At 49.6% G+C, this 18,591-nt stretch carries 15 protein-coding genes and 1 pseudogene; 15 read left to right on the forward strand and 1 reads right to left on the reverse strand.

Translation table 11 applies throughout. The features are described from left to right. Positions 1 to 75: 75 nt before the first annotated feature. The 7 genes from DZC51_RS12000 (at position 76) to DZC51_RS12030 (ending at position 8,881) form a co-directional block, all read left to right on the forward strand. Complete coding sequence (locus DZC51_RS12000) at positions 76 to 1,050, forward strand: PDDEXK family nuclease (protein ID WP_157296229.1); 975 nt, start codon at positions 76 to 78, stop codon at positions 1,048 to 1,050. Between the two features lie 36 nt (positions 1,051 to 1,086). Continuing rightward, positions 1,087 to 1,569, forward strand: coding sequence for a DUF4365 domain-containing protein (locus DZC51_RS12005; protein ID WP_157296230.1), 483 nt, complete (start codon positions 1,087 to 1,089; stop codon positions 1,567 to 1,569). A 316-nt stretch (positions 1,570 to 1,885) separates the two neighbouring features. Continuing rightward, entirely contained in the window at positions 1,886 to 3,454 is a 1,569-nt protein-coding gene (locus tag DZC51_RS12010) for a PucR family transcriptional regulator (RefSeq protein WP_157296231.1), read from the forward strand. A 184-nt stretch (positions 3,455 to 3,638) separates the two neighbouring features. Further along, complete coding sequence (locus tag DZC51_RS12015; protein ID WP_157296232.1) at positions 3,639 to 5,051, forward strand: sodium:solute symporter family protein; 1,413 nt, start codon at positions 3,639 to 3,641, stop codon at positions 5,049 to 5,051. Between the two features lie 18 nt (positions 5,052 to 5,069). Continuing rightward, complete coding sequence (locus DZC51_RS12020) at positions 5,070 to 6,278, forward strand: metal-dependent hydrolase family protein (protein ID WP_232524133.1); 1,209 nt, start codon at positions 5,070 to 5,072, stop codon at positions 6,276 to 6,278. Positions 6,279 to 6,302: 24 nt separating this feature from the next. Further along, entirely contained in the window at positions 6,303 to 7,457 is a 1,155-nt protein-coding gene (locus DZC51_RS12025; protein ID WP_157296234.1) for a M24 family metallopeptidase, read from the forward strand. 428 nt (positions 7,458 to 7,885) lie between these two features. Next, positions 7,886 to 8,881, forward strand: a complete 996-nt coding sequence (locus tag DZC51_RS12030; protein WP_157296235.1) for a DUF1672 family protein — start codon at positions 7,886 to 7,888, stop codon at positions 8,879 to 8,881. A gap of 162 nt (positions 8,882 to 9,043) precedes the next feature. Here the strand turns inward: DZC51_RS12030 and DZC51_RS12035 are convergent. Next, a pseudogene (locus tag DZC51_RS12035) lies at positions 9,044 to 9,193 on the reverse strand (RNA polymerase factor sigma-54); the annotation flags it as partial. 132 nt (positions 9,194 to 9,325) lie between these two features. On the opposite strand from DZC51_RS12035, the gene DZC51_RS12040 reads away from it, so the two are divergent. The 8 genes from DZC51_RS12040 (at position 9,326) to DZC51_RS12075 (ending at position 18,575) form a co-directional block, all read left to right on the forward strand. Beyond that, positions 9,326 to 10,690 carry a sigma-54 interaction domain-containing protein gene (locus tag DZC51_RS12040; RefSeq protein WP_157296236.1) on the forward strand — a complete coding sequence of 455 codons (1,365 nt, stop codon included), beginning with the start codon at positions 9,326 to 9,328 and terminating at the stop codon, positions 10,688 to 10,690. Between the two features lie 202 nt (positions 10,691 to 10,892). Then, entirely contained in the window at positions 10,893 to 11,681 is a 789-nt protein-coding gene (locus DZC51_RS12045; protein ID WP_157296237.1) for an enoyl-CoA hydratase/isomerase family protein, read from the forward strand. 9 nt (positions 11,682 to 11,690) lie between these two features. Next, complete coding sequence (locus DZC51_RS12050) at positions 11,691 to 12,830, forward strand: acyl-CoA dehydrogenase family protein (protein WP_157296283.1); 1,140 nt, start codon at positions 11,691 to 11,693, stop codon at positions 12,828 to 12,830. A gap of 31 nt (positions 12,831 to 12,861) precedes the next feature. Further along, positions 12,862 to 13,737 carry a 3-hydroxyacyl-CoA dehydrogenase family protein gene (locus tag DZC51_RS12055; RefSeq protein WP_157296238.1) on the forward strand — a complete coding sequence of 292 codons (876 nt, stop codon included), beginning with the start codon at positions 12,862 to 12,864 and terminating at the stop codon, positions 13,735 to 13,737. Further along, positions 13,715 to 14,491, forward strand: a complete 777-nt coding sequence (locus DZC51_RS12060) for an enoyl-CoA hydratase/isomerase family protein (protein ID WP_157296239.1) — start codon at positions 13,715 to 13,717, stop codon at positions 14,489 to 14,491. The genes DZC51_RS12055 and DZC51_RS12060 overlap by 23 nt, the downstream gene beginning before the upstream one ends. A gap of 29 nt (positions 14,492 to 14,520) precedes the next feature. Continuing rightward, complete coding sequence (locus DZC51_RS12065) at positions 14,521 to 16,011, forward strand: class I adenylate-forming enzyme family protein (protein WP_157296240.1); 1,491 nt, start codon at positions 14,521 to 14,523, stop codon at positions 16,009 to 16,011. Positions 16,012 to 16,047: 36 nt separating this feature from the next. Beyond that, a complete protein-coding gene (gene dctP / locus DZC51_RS12070) occupies positions 16,048 to 17,181 on the forward strand; it encodes a TRAP transporter substrate-binding protein DctP (protein WP_157296241.1) in 1,134 nt (377 codons plus the stop codon). A 74-nt stretch (positions 17,182 to 17,255) separates the two neighbouring features. After that, positions 17,256 to 18,575: a TRAP transporter large permease gene (locus tag DZC51_RS12075; protein ID WP_157296242.1), complete on the forward strand. Its 1,320-nt coding sequence runs from the start codon at positions 17,256 to 17,258 to the stop codon at positions 18,573 to 18,575. Positions 18,576 to 18,591: the final 16 nt, after the last annotated feature.

An 18,591-nucleotide genomic window follows, 5' to 3' on the forward strand; every position in this document is an offset into this window, starting at 1 on the left:
GAATTGGATGATTACAATCTTTGGGAATGATATAGTTAAATGACTACTATACTTGTTTGCTCGGGAGGTATCTGCATGTACAAAATCACCAATGGCACAGCAGTTAAATTCCATTCAACGACTTTCTCGGATATTGCTTATAAAGAAAGTGATGTCGAAGAGTTGCTGCGCAAGAATATCGACATGATATGCGATGAAGAGGAGTCCATGCTGATTGTCGGCAAGCAAGTCCGGAACGCTCAGCGCGGCATCAGTGACCTCACGGCTATTGATAACAAAGGAAACATTGTACTCGTTGAGATTAAGCGAGACCGCAAGGATATTGAAGGAAGAAGAGAAGCCTTCGAGTTTCAGGCGATCCGTTATGCGGCAAGCTACGCCACCATTGGGGATCCCGAAGATCTGGTGAACAAGATCTATGCGCCATATATTGAAAAACATCGGCATGAATTTAAAGACAGCACTTTAACGAGTGCAGAGCTTGGTGCACGAAAACTAACGGAGTTCTTGATGGAGAACGGTGCGGAAAGTGATTTCAACGAGAAGCAGAGAATCGTATTGGTGGCCTCCGATTTCGACGAACAGACTTTATCTGCCGTCGCGTGGCTGAACAGTAATAATGTAGACATCAGTTGTTATAAAATGATTCCTTATATATTAAATGGTGAGATGTATATCGACATCGATAAAATTCTGCCGGTCAACTCCAATAAGGATTACTATGTGAACTTCCTGGAGAGTACGGTCAAAAGCAGCACACAGAAAAAAAGTATTACCAGAAGAAACCTGCCTAAAATCGACGAGATGCTTGGATGGGGCGTTGTAAAAGAAGGCGATATCATTGTTGCAAAAGGCCGTGAGGAAGAGGCTATCTTGCTGGAAAGCGGAAATGTTGAAGTGAATGGAGAAGAAACCTCGCTTCAAAAGTGGCTGAAAGAGATTTTCGGTTGGTCCAGCGTTAATACCTATGACTTTTCTATTCATAAAGAAACGGGTAAAACCCTCTCTCAAATGCGTGAAGAGTATATGGAGAGAGAGCAACAATTATAAATGCGGTGAGACTAATAACACGTAGGTGGTACTGTAATGCCAAACACAGATTGGTCAAGGCTAAATCGTCTTCAATTGGGAAGATACGCTGAGTACTTCGCGAAGATGGAGTTTGCTTCGTATGGTCTGGAAGTATTCACGACTGAAGTGGATGACCGGGGCATTGATTTCGTCATCAAAGATCAGAATGGGCGATTTTGTGAGGTTCAGGTCAAGTCGCTCAGGAGTCTGGGCTATACTTTTATGCGGAAGGTATATTTTGATATCAGGAACGAAAATCTTTATCTAGCCTTACTACTATTCGAAAGTGGGCGATTGCCTGACATCTATTTGATACCTGCACGGGTCTGGAAAGAGCCCAATCCAATTTTTGTGGACAGGAATTATGATGGACCAGGACAGAAAAGCGCCCCGGAATATGGCATCAATTTATCGCAAAAAAATTATCCTTTGCTTGAACCATTTAAGTTTGAACATGTTATTGGTGCGTTTTTGAAATCAATCAGTCACGAAAGATAAATCTTCCTCTTAGTTTCGTATCGAAGCATTGATAAAAAAAACAAAGGGTACTGAGCGAACAACTGAATACCTTCTGAAAGGTAGCATATCACCGGCATTCGTGCCGGTTTTTTGTTTATTCGAGACAGGACTTCTTCGGGCCCTGACCTCTGTTGATAAATAAGGAATAGAGAGGTAATCACAGAAAATTGGAGAAGCAACTATGTCTTCCGGGGCAATTTTTCTGGGTAGGTGATTTGGTAGGAGTTCAAGTTTCGAGTAGCGAAATATAGTAGAAGCGTTGGAAAATATTTCGTTTGAAAAGGGGCAATATCAAATGATCACGGTAGACCAAATTGCTCATGAGCTTGAAAAAGCAGACGTTTCTCTTATAGCAGGCCATGAAGGACATGACCGAGAGATTCGATATGTAACCGCGATCGAGCTTAAGGAGAGGACTTCACGGATTCAGGAGAATGGATTGCTGCTCTCCACCTTCCATGCGTTTGAAAACGCTGAAGAAATTACAGATCATCTCCATTGGTTGGTTGAGGTCGGAGTGTCTGCAATTGGCTTTCATACATCAGTTTATCCGGACATTCCAGAACAGGTAAAGCGATTTGCCGATGATTACGGTCTGCCTGTTTTCCTGATACCAGCCGAAGTACCGTATAACCTGATATTTGAACTGTATAACCGAATGCGACAGGAAATCAGGGACGAGGCCAGGGAACGGGTCGGCCGGTTAAATAACCTGCTGATCGAATCAATTCTGTCCAGACGAAGCCTGAGAGTAATTATTGAAATGATTGGAGAGTATTCGGGAGGGGATGTAGTCTTCTGGATGGATTCGGACCTTGAAATGTTGGAACAGTGGTCGGGCCGGCAGGTTAAGCGAGAAGCAGTTCACTCACTTGCAGGGACCATCCAATCCGCAAACATACAGCTTCGGGAATCGCGGATCAGAAATGAGACTTACCGTCTGCCTGGTGATTCCGGTTCAGGCTGCCTGGTCATTTACCCGATTTCCTCTGATACCGGATTTGGCGGTTATATGGCTTTCCATTTCAACCAGGAACAGGACGCACCCGAACAAGGACTCATGGATGAAATGATTCGGACAGCATCCAAGATTCTCATGTCAGATGTGTATAATCCGGACAAACAGGAACGCAGGGAAATCATCAGCATCCTGGATAAGCTATTGTCAGGCGAGACGGCATCCCATTTGGTTCAGGAGCTTCCGCTTGTGGGAGAACAGATGTATCAAGTGGTCCTCATCGAATCTGCCAAGCAGGATGATACCGGATTGTTGGAGAGGAACAGCCGGTGGGCGGATATGCAGGCTGAACAGTCAGCGGATCGATTCATCCTATTTCCGCCTTTGATTCGTGATGATCGTCTGGTGCTGCTGATCAGGGCGGATACTCCACTTCATTTATGGAAAGTGAACCTGCCTGAAAACGAGCATCTGCTGGTGGGGATCAGTGACAGAGCGAAACTGTCGGACGCCTCATCCTATCGCCGCTTATATGGGCAGTCGGAAATTATTCTCAGGCTGTGTAGGAAAAACGGGCTTGGATACGCGGAATGGGGACAAATGGGTATTGAGAAGGTGGCTGTGTTTCTGGAAGGGGAGAGTCTGTTCCAAGGTTTTGCAGACCAGCTTTTACAGCCGCTGATCGAGTACGACCGCGAGAGGAATACAGATCTTGTTGGGACGCTCCGAGTCTACCTGGACAATTTCTTTAATTTGAAGAAAACCGGTGAAGAACTATTCATCCATCCGAACACAGTGAAGTACAGACTCGAAACCATTCGTGGATTGCTTCCTGTTAATCTTGAAGATTCATCCATCTACGCATTATTGGTATTGGCCTACCGGTCTTATGGGGATCACCCGTAAGGCTGGTTTTGTTGATGACAGACAAATTCATTAGATATGTTTGTGGATGGCTCACATGGTGATTTGGTTGTTTACATTATAAGATTTAATTATTCAATATTATCAGTAATTTGCGAGGGGGATGGAAAGCGCTTTCTAACTGGGGTAATGAAGGGACCATAATTAAGATAAGGGGTGAACGAGAATGAGCATCTATCTGGTTGCAGTCGTTATTTATCTGATTCTGATGGCACTGATCGGCGTCTACTTCGCCAAAAGTTCAATCAAGAACAGTGATGACTTCATGGTGGCGGGAAGAAGCCTGCCGCTGTGGATTGTCATCGGGACGCTTCTCGCGACTTTCGTCGGTTCCGGCACCGTTGTCGGCGGGGCCAGTTTTATCTATCAATACGGTCCATTTGCGGCCATCTTTAACTTATCCGGCGGGTTTGTCGGTGCGTTCATCTTATACCTGATTGCCAGCAAGGTCCGGCAAAGTGAGATGTATACGGTTCCGCAACTGCTTGAAAAAAGATTTGGCACAGCTACGCGAGTTATTGCTTCAGTTTTTATTCTGCTGGCTTACGTCGGAATCACTGCTTACCAGTTTACCGGAGGCGCGTATGTCCTGCAGCTGACTACAGGGATGCCGCTTGAAGTAGGAGCGATTGTCATGTGTGCGCTGGTCATTTTCCTGACGATGAGCGGCGGGCTTTTCTCGGTTGCTTATTCGGATGCGCTGGGTGCGGTGCTGATTCTGATCGGGTTTATCATCGGGATTCCGTTTGCCCTGAATGCAGCGGGAGGGTTCAGCGGACTTGCGGAGGCTCTGCCGGCAGTGACGAAGACATGGAACGGCGGCCTGTCCATTCCGCAGCTGCTAGGCTTCTTCCTTCCTCTGTTCCTGCTGGTGCTGGGGGACCAAAATATGTACCAGCGGTTTGCTGCAGCAAAAGATGAGCTCACGGCCAAGCGTTCAGTGCTTGGGTTTATTGCAGGTAACGCGCTTGTCGTCAGCCTCGTCATCATGATGGCGACAACAGCCATTGTGCTGTTTCCGACCATTTCACCGGATGCCGCAATCCTGACTGTCGCAATCGAAGGAGTTCCGGTTGCAATCGGCGTACTGATCCTTTGCGCTTCGGTCGCTTTTCTGATCACGACGGCCACTTCTTATCTGCTTTCCGCATCCGGCAATATAGTGTACGACCTCGTGCAACGTTTCAGCAAAAAAGAGCTTCCGGAACAAAAGCTGCTCTGGCTGAACCGGGGTACCGTGCTCGGACTTGGTGTATTTGCATACGTGCTTGGCCAATTCTTCCCAAGTGTCCTGGCGATCCAGATGTACTCGTATACGATGTATGGCGCGGCCATTACACCGGCGATCATCGCGACGCTGTTGTGGAAGAAGGCGACCACGGCGGGCATCATGAGCTCCATTATTGTCGGAGGATCGGCCACGATGTTCTGGGAGCTGGTGCTCAACCGGCCGTTTGACTGGAACAGTGTGCTGTTCGCGCTTCCGCTTTCTGTGATCACACTGGTTGTCGTAAGCCTGGCAACACAAAAGAAAGGGGCAAGCCTGACGCTCGGCAACAAGAATCTGAATATGGAGTAAGGAGAAGGGGTTTTGACGGTGGAATATATCATTTCTAACGTACGTCTGCTGTTTGGGGAAGAGCTGGAGCTGGTTGAAAACCGGGCAGTATGGGTGAAGGATGGAATCATCCAGGATGTGATCGAGGATTCGGAAATACCTGAAGGGCTTCTTGTCTATGACGGACGCGGCCATCTGCTCATGCCGGGACTGATCGACCTCCATATCCACATGATGTGGGACGGCACCGCCGATCCCGTGGCAACCCTTGAATCGGAAGGGTACGAGCAGATGCTGATTCGGGCGGTGTCTAACTGCAGGCATTACCTGGAACATGGAATCACCACTGTGCGTGACATCGGTTCCGTTGATGATATCGCGCTGCATGTGGCCAAAAGCATCCGGCGAGGGCTGGTTCCGGGACCGGATGTGATTGCGAGCGGGAAGACGCTGACGATGACCGGCGGGCATGACCCGTTCTGGGCACGGTTTGTGGACGGGAAAGATGAAGCGCTGAAAGGTGTCCGTGAGCAGATTTACAAGGGTGCCCAGGTCATCAAGGTAAGTGCGACCGGTGGGGCATACGGACGTGATGAAGGGGAACAGGTCGGCCATTCCGAGCTGAACCTCGAGGAACTGCAGATCATCGCTAATGAGGCGCACCGCTTCGGGCTTAAGGTGGCTTCCCATGCGATAGGAAGAGATGGCATTCGGAACTCACTGCTGGCCGGCATCGATACGATCGAGCATGGGCACTACCTTGATGACGAGCTGGTGGAACTGATGAAAGAACGCGGAGCGGCATGGATCCCAACCCTGCATGTATACCAACAGCTTGCATCCATGAAAGAAATACCCGCATATGCTAAGGAAAAGGCGAGGGAAATCACAGAAGTCCATGCAGCGGCATTCAGAAAATACTTTGAGAGCGGCGTCCTGGTCGGGGCGGGCTCCGACGCGGGTTCGCCGGGCACTTCCCATCACGCATTAAAAGACGAACTGTATGCGATGCATGAGCTGGTGCCTGATACGAAAGCTGTGCTGAAAACCGCCACGGTAAATGCCGGCGAGATTTTGGGGTTAAATGTCGGAAAGATTGAAAAGGGATGCAAGGCCGATCTTCTGATGGTGGCGGGCAATCCGCTGGAAAGCCTCTCCCATCTTGAAAAGGTCAAGCAGGTCATTGTGGACGGAGAGATTGTGGTCAATCACGGCCTTTCTGGAACACCGGAACTGGAAACGGTATAAAACATTAAAAAAGGCGGGATCTGAATGAATACAGAAAAACGGGTACAAAAATTGCGCGAAGTGATGGACGCTAAGGGAATCGATGTATCGGTCATCTTCAATTTTGAAAATCAGTATTATTTCAGCGGATTAAAGGCAATTACCTATTCCAGGCCGATTGTGCTGCTGGTGGACAAGAAGAAAACGACAATGATCATTCCATCTCTTGAGGAGGAGCATGCCAAGGCGAAAACGAATGTCGATGAACTGTATGTCTATCATGAAGTAAAGTCGAAAACTGGGCAGGGAGAGTCCTACACGGAGCATTTCAACACGATCCTATCGAGCTACCCGAAAGGTACGGTAATCGGGGCAGAGTTCGCTTCCTTCTCTGTGAAGTTGGAGCAGATCGCACATAAGCACGGAGCGGAACTGGTCAGCATCGACCAGGAAATCGTAGACATGCGGGCGGTCAAGGATGAGGAGGAAATGGCCATGATCGCGGAATCCGGCCGCCTCGTCAGCCTCGCGCTCAAGCATTCTCTTGAGAATGCAGCTGCCGGAATGTCCGAAATTGAAATGGATCAGTTCGGGACACATGCCTTGTTCAATGAAGTGGCGGAATGTCATCCAAACGCGACGCTCGACTACTTCGTCATGTCTCCGTCCGGTGTTGAACGCACCAACATGCCGCATGTTTTCTCCAACACCCGCCAGCTGGAAGAGCAGGACATCATCATCCACAGCCGTCAGGTCGGTCTTAATGGCTACCGTGCAGAGTGCGAGCGGACCTTCTTTATCGGCCGCCCGACGGACAAGCAGAAAGACGCCTTCAAAGTTGCGGTGGAGGCCCAGGCAGCTGCTCTCGATTTCATTAAGGTCGGCGTCACGGCAAAAGAGGTCAATGAAGTCGCACGCAAAGTGATAGAAAAAGCGGGTCTCGAACCGTATGTCAACCACCGTACTGGCCACGGCATCGGTATTGGTCTCCACGAAGAACCGTCACTCCGATACGACAATGATCTGGTCCTGAAGCCTGGCATGGCTTTCTGCGTGGAACCGGGCATCTATATCCCTGAAGTCGGCGGCTTCCGCCATTCGGACACGGTCATTCTGAAGGAAAACGGAACAGAACTGATTACGGAATATCCAAGTGATTTGGAGTCGTTGGTGTTTGATGGGGTGAAGACAGGCGTTTAAGAACGATTGTTAAAGAGTTTTTCAGAAAGAGCGCGCAACAAAGCTGTTTTGGATGCTATGAAAAAGTATAAATAATGGAAGACCGCCTGGAGAGTAAGACTTTCTGGGCGGTCTTTGTATTTGAAGTATGAGTAGTTACCCTGGAGGGATGAGTTGTTACCTAGATTGAATGATTACATTCTTTGGGAATGATATAGTTAAATGACTATTTCTCTTTCTGCTCGGGAGGTATCCATATGTACAAAACAGCAACGGCACAGCAATTAAGTTCCATTCAACGACTTTTTCGGATATTGCTTATAAAGAAAGTGATATCGAAGAATTGTTGCGCAAAAATATCGATATGATATCAGATGAAGAGGAGTCCATGCTGATTAATTGAAAAATAAAAACAGCGAATTCATGTTAGTCCGACAGGAGGTTCAACTATGGGGATCAATAAAAGGTTTCTGGCCGGACTGGTTGGTGCCTCCTTGGTTATTGGCGGGTGCAGCCACTTTGCATCTGGAAAAGACGAAGTTGTTGAAGATGCAGATTCAAGATCCGGCCTAGAAGCAGGCGGAGGAGAACAAGACGTGACATCTTCAAATACAAACAGCGATAAGCAGAATGCCTATGAAAAAGAAAACTTCGTTAGAGTACAAGATTATACCGGCGAGGGCTACGAATTACGGGATGCCAATCAAGAGATTGAAAAGGCGGCAAGGGCTGCATCCGAACAAATTGAAAACGCAGTTTCCGCTTTCTTTATGAAAAAATACAAAACGGAAATAACCGTTACGAACATTGTCGGTGCACGGGATGCTGCAACTGTTTATGTAGAGTCGGTGGCGGACCCGCATTTCTATACATATGCCATCGTTCCTTATGACTTTTCAACCGGGACAATGAGAACGGATGATGTATGGACCCAGGAAGGTCAAGTGGAAATTGCACTATATGGTTGGCTTTATGCAAAAGCATACCCGGAACAATTCACCAAGCTGAATCAATTTCTTGAAGGGTTTGTTAACTCTAATCCTGTGACCGGTTTGACTGCTGAAGCCGTTTCAAAGGTAAAGGGGAGCGGTTTCTCGAATGTTTATTATCTCGTCAGCCCCTTCGGGCTGGCTTTTGAAGATGCTTTGAAACTCTATTTGAAAAATCCGCAAGTGTCTGTAGAGCAAATCCGGCAAGTATTAGAAGAAACAGGTTATGATGCGAAGCACGTATCATTTGGGATTACCTTGTATATGGAAGAAGAAGCGGCACCGGATCCAGATATAATCGATTCGCTTTCATCAGGGATCAATGAATTAACCGGAATTCCTATTGGTGCATACTCGCTGAATCTTAACGATAATTATATCGACAAGCGGAGAGCCAGCGGAAACAAAGAAAATAGTATAGATCTCACTTGGCCTAATGAAATTATTAAAGAATGAAGGGAACAATGCGATAAGAAAAAGGGGGCAAAGGAGATTGAGGAACGAGTACGGAGAGGAAATAATTGAATATATTTTTGAGGCCATTCTTCAGCAAAGAGACCTTGCGGACATTGCAGTCCGCAAGGTCTCTTTTTGAAGGTGATGATCTGAAAGGGTGTATCAACCCCCAATCTCATTCCTCCCACTCGAACTCGGGATATTCAGCTCTTCCCTATACTTCGCAATGGTCCGCCTTGAGACGGTAATGCTGTGTTCATCCTTTATCAGATTGACCAGCTTTTGGTCCGACAGGGGCTTCGGTTTGTTCTCTTATAGCACATAATCCTTGAGCAACGACTTATTAATTAAAGGTGATGGCTATCCGTTAACTAATTATCTGAAAATTTGGTATGATAGATAAGGATAAATGTCTGGGCTTGGCTTGTGACAGGGGGAGAAACTATGAGTCACCAAACCACAATATTGGATATCGATCAGGTTTTTCTGGAGGCCATCGATCAGAGTTTCGATGGCTTCGTGCTGTCGGATTTGAAGGGGAGGATCTTCTACGCAAACAAAGCGGTTGAGGAAATTTCCGGTGTACCCACAACTGAAATCGTTGGGAAGACTACAAAAGACATGGAGGAAGACGGAATCATCATCAGCCAATCGATGAAAATCCTAAAGAAGGACCCGCTGACAATTTCCCAGAAGCTCCGAACGGGAATTGAGGTCTTTATTACGAGTAAGCCGGTTTATGATGAGGACGGTCAGTTTATCTGCTATGTGGCCAATTATCACCGTTTCTCAAGAATTGATGACTTGTACCGTGAGCACCACAACCAGGTAGACATTAATTATACCGAGCTGCAGCAGCTCAGGCTCCAGATGCTGAAAACCGATGAGTGGATTGGTGCATCATTTGAGACAAAGAAATTAAAAGAGAAAGTGGCCAAAGTCGCGAAGACCGAAGCCAATATCCTGATCATTGGTGAGTCCGGGGTCGGAAAGGAAGTCGTCTCCAAAACCATTCACAAAGTCAGTGACCGGCGCGAGTTCCCGTATATTCAGATCAACTGTGGGGCGATTCCCGAGACGCTGATGGAAGCCGAATTATTCGGGCATGAAAAAGGAGCATTCACCGGCGCTCTGAGTGCGAAGCCGGGTTTGCTGGAAGCAGCCGATAAAGGAACGGTGCTTCTGGATGAAATCGGGGAGATTCCATTGCACCTCCAGGTCAAGCTGCTGAGGGTGATCCAGACCCGGGAAGTCACCAGAGTTGGCGGAACGAAACCGCGAAAGCTGGATATCCGATTTCTTGCCGCCACCAACAGGGATCTGAAACAAATGGTTCAGGAGGGGAAGTTTAGGGAGGACCTGTATTACCGTCTGAATGTCATCCCGATTAAAATCCCGCCGCTCCGTGACCGTAAGAAAGATATTTCGGTTCTCTGCAGGCACTTCCTGGAGAAGTACAATAAAAAGTATGCTGTGAATAAAGAACTTACTAAAGCTGCTTACCGCCTTCTCACTGCATATGCCTGGCCGGGCAACGTCAGGCAACTGGAGAATACGATGGAACAGCTGGTGATTCTGACGGAAGGACCTGAAATAGATGATCGGGATCTGCCCCGAGAACTTCTCAAGAATCAGGTCGAGGAGTATTTCCCTGATGAAATCATTCCGCTTCCTGAGCTGCGGGAACAGACTGAAATACGGATGATCCGTTTGGCGCTGGACCGATACAAGACGATCAGGGAAGCAGCCAGGCATCTCGAAGTGGACCATTCAACTCTAGTGAAGAAAATCAAAAAGTATGGAATGTAGGCCGGTGAAGAAATTCACCGGCCTTAATTTGTTTTGGTGCATTGGTGAAAAGATTCACCGGCCAATGTGAAATATTTCACCGTTATCACTTTAAATAATTTCAGAATGCAGTGATGGCGCGCTTTAAAAAGTTGGCACGGAACCTGCAAGAGTAATAGGCAGCAGGAAAATCTGCGGTGAGCGGGATGAGGAGGTGGGGACTATGGAGGCATTTGAAAAACTGGTCATTGAGCGTGACCGGCATGTAGGGACCGTGTCGATCAGAAAGTCGGCAGATACAAATGTGCTGGATTCAAGCCTGACTGAAGAGCTATCATCCGCTTTTCTCATACTCAATCAGGATCCTGCAGTAAGGGCTGTGATTTTGACGGCGGAAGGGGATTCATTTCTGGCCGGAGCGGATCTGAAAGAAATTACCGGTCTATCCGTTTCTCAGGCTTACGGATTTGCCGAAAAGGCAAAGGCCCTGCAGGACCTGATTATCCATTCAGGCAAGCCCTATATAGCGGTTGTAAACGGACACTGTCTTGGAAGCGGCCTGGAACTGATCCTGACATGCGACTTTCGGATTTCAGGGCCGGACGCTCTTTATGGAATGCCTGAAATCAATCTTGGCCTGATTCCTGGAGGAGGGGCCATCACCCGGCTTCAGACCATGGTCGGGAGAACCCATGCGGCCGATCTGATTTTCACGGGCAAACTCGTTCGGCCGGAGGAGGCCCGCTTCATCGGTCTTATCGGAAAAGTGAGTGATCGCCCACTTGAGGATGCTCGGTTCCTCGCTGAAACATTGGCCGGCAAAAGCACCTTGGCGCTTGCGGTGGCCAAACAGCTGTTCAATCGGAAAGACACGGAGGACAGCTCTTTAATCAACCAAGAAATGAGAGCGCTTTCAATGATGTTTGATTATCCGGATTCTATGGAGGGAATGGGCGCATTCCTGGAACAGCGTCCGCCGGTATTCAAAGCGAGACGAGAGATAAGCACATAAAAGGAGGAAATTAAAATGCTGATGACCGAACAATCCCAGATGATCAAGGACCTGGCCCGGAAAATCGCCCGGGAGAAGATCGCCCCAAAAGCACAGGAAGTCGATGAAAAGGGTGAAACGCCTTGGGAGAATATCAGGCTGCTCGCCGAGAACGGATTTTTCGGCATCGATGTGCCGGAGGAGTATGGAGGCGTAGGTTCTGATACGGCTGCCCATGTGTCTGTAGTGGAAGAGATTGCAGCCGCATGTGCCTCCACATCAGTCGCGCTTTCCACACAGGCACTGACCATCACACCGTTTCTTCTGGCAGGAACGGAAGAACAAAAGAAGAAATACGTCGTTCCGCTGGCGACCGGCACCGTATTGGGATCGTTCGGGATTACAGAACCGGGAGCGGGGTCGGACGTGTCGAGTATCCAGACCAGAGCAGTGAAAGATGGTGCCGGCTACCGGTTGAACGGACACAAGATTTTCATTACGAATGCCGGTGATTCCGAGGTCTATGTCATCGTTGCCAGGACTTCCGAGGAGCGGACTAAGGGAATTTCACTGTTCATTGTAGAGAAGGGCACACCTGGATTTTCCTTTGGAAAGAAAGAGAACAAGATGGGCATCCGGGGTTCGGTCACCCGGGAGCTGTTCCTGGAGGATGTCTATGTCCCTGAAGAGAATCTGCTTGGCGGTGAAGGCGAAGGATTCAAGATCCTGATGAATGTCTTTAATATTACCCGTCCGGTCGTCGGGGCACAGGCGACCGGCATTGCAAAAGGGGCTTATGAGTATTGCCTTGAGTACGTCAAGGAACGTAAACAGTTCGGAAAGCCGATCCAGCATTTCCAGATGGTTCAGTCCACTTTGGCAGACATGGCGATGAAGATCGAAGCCTCCCGCCTGCTTGTCCAGAAGGCGGCTATGATGCTCGACCAAAATGATGAGGACGTCATTGCCTATGCGTCCATGGCCAAGTGCTTCGCATCGGATACCGCGATGCAAGTCACGACGGATGCCGTCCAGCTTCTGGGAGGCAACGGCTTCATCAAGGATTATCCGGTGGAACGGATGATGCGGGATGCGAAAATCACACAAATCTATGAAGGCACCAACCAGATTCAACGCATCATTATCGCAAAACAGATTCTGGCTGATTAAACGACATTCAGGATAGATGGGGGAGAAACAAATGAAAATCACGGTAATCGGCGGAGGCATCATGGGGTCGGGAATCGGGCAGGTGGCGGCACAGGCGGGGTTTGACGTCACCATCGTGGATGTTTCGGAAGAAGGACTCGACAGAGCGAAAACGAGTATTGCTGCTTCATTGGAAAAATTTGAATCGAAGAAGAAAATACAGAGTGCCGCAGAAGTTTTAAGCCGAATCCAGTTTTCCTCGGAATGGGATTCAGTGGAACAGGCGGATGCGGTAATAGAGGCCGTACCGGAAAAGCTCGAGCTGAAAAAACAGGTGTTTGAAAAGCTTGACCGGCTTGCGGGAGAAGATTGCCTCCTTGCCTCCAATACATCAACCCTTTCCATCACGGCCATTGCCGGCGCCACTTCGCGGCCGGAGAAAGTGATCGGGATGCACTTTTTCAGCCCCGTACCGATGATGGCCCTGCTGGAGCTGGTCAAGGGCTATCAGACGTCGGAAGAGACGTATGAAAAAGCAAAGCAGTTGGGTGAACAGCTCGGCAAACGGCTGATCACTGCCGAAAAGGATTATCCGGGCTTTTTGATGAACCGGATCTGGCTTCCGATGGTCAATGAAGCCTGCTTTGCCCTGATGGAAGGTGTCGGGACGGCGGAAGAGATCGACCAGGGCTTTATCGACGGATACGGCCATAAGATGGGGCCGCTACGGACGATCGACATGGCAGGGATCGATACGACCTTGTGGGCGATGGAATCCCTCTATGAAGGATTCGGTGATCCGAAATACCGCCCGTGCCCGATTCTGAAGAAGATGGTCGAAGCCGGTGATCTCGGTAAGAAAACCGGAAAAGGCTTCTATACGTACGAAGGGGGAGTGAAAGAGGATGCAAAACGTGTTGTTGTTTGAAGTGCATCAGAATATCGCCGTGATGGAGATCAACCGGCCGCCGTACAACCCTCTGAATCCGGAAGTGATCGAGGCCATGTCCGGCTGCCTGGTCGAAATCTACGGTAATGACGACATCCGTGCGCTGGTGATCAAGGGATCAGGAGAGAAGGCATTTTCTGCAGGAGCGGACATCCAGCAGTTCGTGCCGAAACTCGGTTCGAGGGACTTGTCGATGACTGCCGCGTTCCATCAGGCATTCGAGAAGCTGAGCCAGCTTCCGATTCCTGTGATTGCCGCGCTGAAAGGACATGTGTTGGGAGGGGGCCTGGAGCTGGCGCTTTCCTGTGACTTTAGAATCTGTGATGAGAACACCAAGCTCGGGCTGCCGGAAGTCAACCTTGGCATCTTCCCGGGGGCGGGCGGCACACAGCGCCTGCCAAGACTGGTCGGGAGTTCGAAGGCGATGGAAATGATGATGTTCGGAGATTCCATTGGTGCGGACGAAGCCCTGCAGGCCGGATTGGTCAATCGGGTGGTGCCAGCCGGCGAGTCGGACGAAGAAGCGATCCGCTGGGCCGAGACTCTGGCCGGAAAGCCGAAGGCGGCAATCGCAAAGATTAAAAAGGCCGTCGTGCATGGTCAGAACCTGCCATTGGCGGAAGGACTCCGATATGAGATTGAGCTGTTCTCGGATGTATTCAGGAACGATGATGCAAAAGAAGGCGTCCGGGCCTTTATCGAGAAACGAAAACCGAGCTTTGCCGGCCGGTAAGAGGGGGCAGCGGATAAGGAGTGAAGAGAATGAATCTGGATCTGAAACTGCAGGAACTTGCTGAAAGCCATCCGGAAAACCCTGCAATCGGATGGGATTCCGGAGAGCTCACCTATCGGCAATTAAATGAACAAGTACAGAAGCTGGCCAACCGGTTTACTGAGCGGGGAATCCGTTCCGGAGACAAGATTGCGATTATCCTGGAGAACAGCCCTGAGCTGGTAATCAGTTATTTTGCGAGCATGCGGGCCGGCGCCATTAATGTAACGGTCAATCCGGCGCTCACATCAAGGGAATTTGGCATCATCTTAAACGACTGCAGGCCGGAGATCATCATTACGGAAAGCAAAATTACCGAACGTGTAAAAAACAGCGGCCTGGATTGGCCGGTGGAACTGATTGTGACCGGGCCTGATTTCGACAGCTATATCGATCAGGGGGCAGCTGAAGCTGATGGGGACAGCCGTTATCAGGAAGCGTGCACCATCCTTTATACATCGGGAACGACGGGCGTTCCCAAGGGGGCCGTGCTGACGCATGACAATCTGTACGTCAATGCGGAAGTGTTCGGCCGCAACCTAGGACTCACTGCCCGGGACCGGTCGCTCATCGTCGCACCGCTTACACATATCGCTGCCCAGACCAATCAGCTGAACTCGACCCTCATCAGCGGCGGCTTTTGTTACCTGTTGAAACGCTGGAAGTCGACTGCCGAAACCCTCGGAAAAATGGAAGAACAGCGCATCACTTACTTTTTTGGACCTCCCACGATGATCACATATATTTTGAACGAACCCAACCTGACAGATTATAACTTGCAGTTGAGGCTGACCTATACCGGGGCGGCACCATTGCCCGAAGAAATCTTTCATCGGTGGGCGAAGCTGTTCGGGTTTGAAATCATTGAAGGCTACGGACTCACGGAAACTTCGCCAGTCGTCTGCATGAACCCGGCGGAGGGAGAAAAGAAGCTGAGGAGTGTCGGACTTCCGATTGAGGACGTGGAAGTCAAAATCATGAGCGATGCGTTCGAAGAAGTTCCTCCGGGAACACCAGGTGAACTGGTCGTCAAAGGGCCGAACGTGATGAAGGGCTACTATGAGCGTGAAGAAGAAAACCGGAAAGCGTTCCGGGACGGCTGGTTTAAGACAGGCGATATCGCCATGAAGGATGACCAGGGTTATATCTATATCGTCGACCGGAAAAAAGACATGATCATCCGCTCGGGTTTCAACGTTTATCCACGCGAAGTGGAAGAAGTGCTGTATATGCATCCGGCGATTCTGGAAGCTGCGGTGATCGGCTCCCCGCATCCTGAAAAGGGAGAAATGGTGGTCGCCATGCTGACCCTTCGTGATGGCCATGATGAATCGGTGATTGAGGAATTGGAGCCGTTTTGCAAGGAACGCCTGGCTACCTACAAGGTGCCTTCGGAGTTCCGGGTCATAGAAGAATTTCCGAAAACGAACTCCGGAAAAATCATGAAAACCAAATTAAAAGAAGGAACGGTCCGACAATAATATAAGCGCTTAACTATGAAAAGGGGAGTGGAAGATTTGAAAAAGTGGTCTCTCGGGAGCGTTCTCCTCATGTTTTCTTTGATTGCTGCAGGTTGTGTGGAACAGTCAGGCGGAGCGGACTCGGAGGATTCTGTTTCAGCAGAAAGCGATGAAAAAATCGTCCTGACCTTGTCGTCTGGACTCAGCACGGCCAATGGCTGGTGGGAAGGATACTTCAAGCCATGGATGGAGGAAGTTGAGGAACGGACGGATGGCCGTGTGGAATTCGAATATTATGCAAACCAGGAACTGATTCCGATCAACGAAGAACTGCAGGCACTGGAGAACGGGGCCATCGATATCGCGGCGCCTCTTTGGACGCAATATGACCCTCAGCGTTTCCCGCTCAGCGAGGTGACCATGCTGCCGTTGCTGGAATCTGACACGATGATCGCGACCAAGGCATACGGCGAACTCGTCAAGAGTGACCATGAACTGGCCGACGGCAAAACCTTCGTGGAAATGGAGTTCGGCGATCGTGGGCTGAAGGTGTTCGCGACACCGACAACTGCTGAATATGTCATCTCCACTAAAGATGTCACGCTGGATACCGCAGATGACTTAAAGAAACTTTCCCTGCGCTCTCCGACACGCGTACATGAAATCTTTGCAAACAATGTCGGCATCAGCTCCATCTCGATGCCGTCCACTGAAATGTTCGATGCGATCAACCGGGGAGCGTTCCACGGCAGCTTCTTCAGTGTTGCGGACTGGACAGGATACGGGATGCAGGAAGTCTTCAATTACACGTTCGAAGGCGTGAACCTGGGGCATTTTGCAGGAATGTGGGCGATGACGGAAGAGACTTGGAACAGCATTCCTGAAGATATTCAGGAAATCATGGAAGAAGCTTCTTACGAGCAGATCCCGAAGGGCGCCCAGGTCTGGATGGACCGCGCTGAGGTTATCCGCAAGGAAGCGGAAGCCAACGGAGCTGTGTTTGAAAAAATGGATGATGTCGATGAAGAGACACAGCAATTGCTCGTTCAGGGAATTGAAGATACCTGGACTGAGTGGATTGAAGAACTGGAGGGGAATGGACAGCCGGGCAAGGAAATGGCGATGCTCTGGAGGGACCTGGTGGTTGAGCAGGGCGGTACCGTTCCGGAAGCCATCATGGACCTGGAATAAGCAATGGTCCGGGGGAAGTTTGGGGGAGCCGGGGCTCCCTTTTTTCTGAATAAGAATGGAAAAGAGGTGTTCAGATGAGTCTTGGAGTTTTTTATATCATCATGCTGGTTCTCTTCCTGGTGTTTCTGTTCGCAGGTATGCATATCCATGCCGTGCTGCTGAGTATGGGAGTCTTGGGAATCATCATGCTGGAAGGTCCGGGTTATATCACTTCGTTTATGCAGAGCAACCCGTACAAAGTGGTTGCAAGCTACACCCTGACAACGATTCCCTTGTTTGTACTGATGGCTCAGTTCATTGTGCAATCGGGGATTGTCCGGGATATGTATGCACTGGTCTATAAGTTCTCAAAAGGGAAATCCGGCTTTCTCGGGACGTTGACCGTCATCATCGGCGCGTTTCTCGGGGCCGTGTCCGGTTCGACGACCGGTTCATCGGCAGCGCTCGGCCAAGTTGCGGTACCGGAGCTTCGGCGGCACGGTTTCAGGGATGTGACTGCCGGATCAACGATTGCAGCTGCCGGATCGCTTTCGGGAATCATCCCGCCAAGCATTATTCTGATCTTGTATGGCGTCGTGACGGAGACTCCGATCGGATCCCTCTTTATCGCAGCAATCGTTCCGGGAATCATGATGACGATCGTGATTATCGGGGTGATGCTCTATATGCATAAAGCGGATCAGAGAAAGGCGTTGCCTGACATCGAGGAAGAGGTCGAGGCCGGGGAAATAGCCCCGTTAACACCACTTCGTGCGTTGTTTGTGGTCTTGGTCGGTACGGTTATTGTAACGGTCATCTTCGGAGGGATTTACTCGGGAGTCTTTACGCCAACAGAGGCAGGGGCAGTCGGTGCGTTCCTTGGTTTCCTTACCGCACTTTTGCTGGGCAAGGTCAACAAGAAGTTCTACGTCGAGTCCATTACGGAAACTGTCAAGATTACAACGATGGTCTTGCTGATCATGGTGACTGCACAGATTTTCGGCAGATTTATTACAGTCTCCAAGCTGCCGAGAGAACTGATCAATGCGCTGGGGCCGCTGATTGAATACCCGGTTCTTATCCTGGCACTGCTGTCCCTGATTTACTTCATCCTCTTTATGTTCATCGAGGGCGGAGCGGTCATTATTATGGCGACACCTGTGCTGCTGCCGATTGTCCAGGAGATCAATGTGGATATTCTCTGGTTCGGCATTCTGGTGTCGGTCATTTGTACAATCGGACTGCTCACACCTCCAGTCGGGCTGAGTGTATTCGCAGTCTCGGGAGTAACGGGGATTTCGATTGAACGCCTTTTTGCCAGGTCGATGGTATTCGCAGTTGTTCTGGCATTGGTGGTGTGCAGTCTGATGATTGCTTTCCCGGCCTTGGTGACCTGGCTGCCCAATCTGATGTGACGATGAATAGGGGGGA

It is taken from the genome of Bhargavaea sp. CC-171006 (genome assembly GCF_009761675.1).
Taxonomy (GTDB): Bacteria; Bacillota; Bacilli; order Bacillales_A; family Planococcaceae; genus Bhargavaea; species Bhargavaea changchunensis.

Bases quoted from the DNA above. Each gene is read 5' to 3' on its own strand.
- DZC51_RS12000 (WP_157296229.1), top strand. From the start codon at position 76: ATGTACAAAATCACCAATGGCACAGCAGTTAAATTCCATTCAACGACT.
- DZC51_RS12005 (WP_157296230.1), top strand. From the start codon at position 1,087: ATGCCAAACACAGATTGGTCAAGGCTAAATCGTCTTCAATTGGGAAGA.
- DZC51_RS12010 (WP_157296231.1), top strand. From the start codon at position 1,886: ATGATCACGGTAGACCAAATTGCTCATGAGCTTGAAAAAGCAGACGTT.
- DZC51_RS12015 (WP_157296232.1), top strand. From the start codon at position 3,639: ATGAGCATCTATCTGGTTGCAGTCGTTATTTATCTGATTCTGATGGCA.
- DZC51_RS12025 (WP_157296234.1), top strand. From the start codon at position 6,303: ATGAATACAGAAAAACGGGTACAAAAATTGCGCGAAGTGATGGACGCT.
- DZC51_RS12030 (WP_157296235.1), top strand. From the start codon at position 7,886: ATGGGGATCAATAAAAGGTTTCTGGCCGGACTGGTTGGTGCCTCCTTG.
- DZC51_RS12040 (WP_157296236.1), top strand. From the start codon at position 9,326: ATGAGTCACCAAACCACAATATTGGATATCGATCAGGTTTTTCTGGAG.
- DZC51_RS12045 (WP_157296237.1), top strand. From the start codon at position 10,893: ATGGAGGCATTTGAAAAACTGGTCATTGAGCGTGACCGGCATGTAGGG.
- DZC51_RS12055 (WP_157296238.1), top strand. From the start codon at position 12,862: ATGAAAATCACGGTAATCGGCGGAGGCATCATGGGGTCGGGAATCGGG.
- DZC51_RS12060 (WP_157296239.1), top strand. From the start codon at position 13,715: ATGCAAAACGTGTTGTTGTTTGAAGTGCATCAGAATATCGCCGTGATG.
- DZC51_RS12065 (WP_157296240.1), top strand. From the start codon at position 14,521: ATGAATCTGGATCTGAAACTGCAGGAACTTGCTGAAAGCCATCCGGAA.
- DZC51_RS12075 (WP_157296242.1), top strand. From the start codon at position 17,256: ATGAGTCTTGGAGTTTTTTATATCATCATGCTGGTTCTCTTCCTGGTG.